General features: G+C 69.1%; 1 protein-coding gene. It reads left to right on the top strand.

What is annotated here, in order from left to right; genetic code table 11:
* Window positions 1-672, top strand: a 672-nt coding sequence (locus AC07RN_RS20885) for a hypothetical protein (protein ID WP_478337202.1), incomplete at its 5' end; no start/stop codon positions are given.
* Between the last annotated feature and the right edge of the window lie 75 nt (window positions 673-747).

Below are 747 nucleotides of genomic sequence, written 5' to 3'. Positions count from 1 at the left end.
CCTCGCGATGACCCGTCGACCGGTCCGCGAGCGTGGCGGATTCGCGATCCCGCCGAACGACGTCCGATCGTGGCCTACTGTCCACTTGTGGCCCAGCTTTCCTTCTTCTCCGCCGAATCGGTACCACCCGCGGTGACCGACCTCGGTGGGCTGCTGGCTGCGCAGGGCCAGGTGGTCACCTCGAAGGAGGGGGCTCGCGTCTCGGTCGTCGTCGACAGCCTGTGGCGGGCGGAGGCGATCGCCGAGTTGATGCGCGAGGCCCACCTCGATGCCGAGATCGGCAGGTCCGAGGAGGGGCGTCCGCTCGTCCGGACGGCGACCGTCCCGCAGCTGACGGGACTCGCGACCCAGTGGACGCGAGGTGCCGTGAAGGCGGTGCCGTCCGGATGGATCCCGGGGGCGCGTGAACAGCGTGCCTGGGTGCTGGCGTCCGGCCGGGTCGAGGCGGACGGCCAGCGGTACGTCCTCGGGCTCGATCCGCACGCCCCGGACACCCACGTGGTGTTGGCGCAGTCGCTCATGCGGGCCGGAGTCGCGCCCACGATTGTCGGTATTCGCGGGTCGTCTCCAGGATTGCGAATCTCGGGGCGCCGGCGGCTCATGCACCTCGCCGAGAACATCGGTCGACCGCCGGAGGATCCGGATGCACGACGCAACTGGCCGCACATTTGAGCGAATGGAGAGGGACGGACATACGCGTCCCCTGTTCTGGTGTGACACCCTGTAACTGACCGGACCCGGTATAAC

It is taken from the genome of Lelliottia sp. GFLA7 (genome assembly GCF_056490165.1).
The sequence above is the reverse complement of the archived record's forward strand: the minus strand, read 5'-3'. Positions and strand labels throughout refer to the sequence as shown.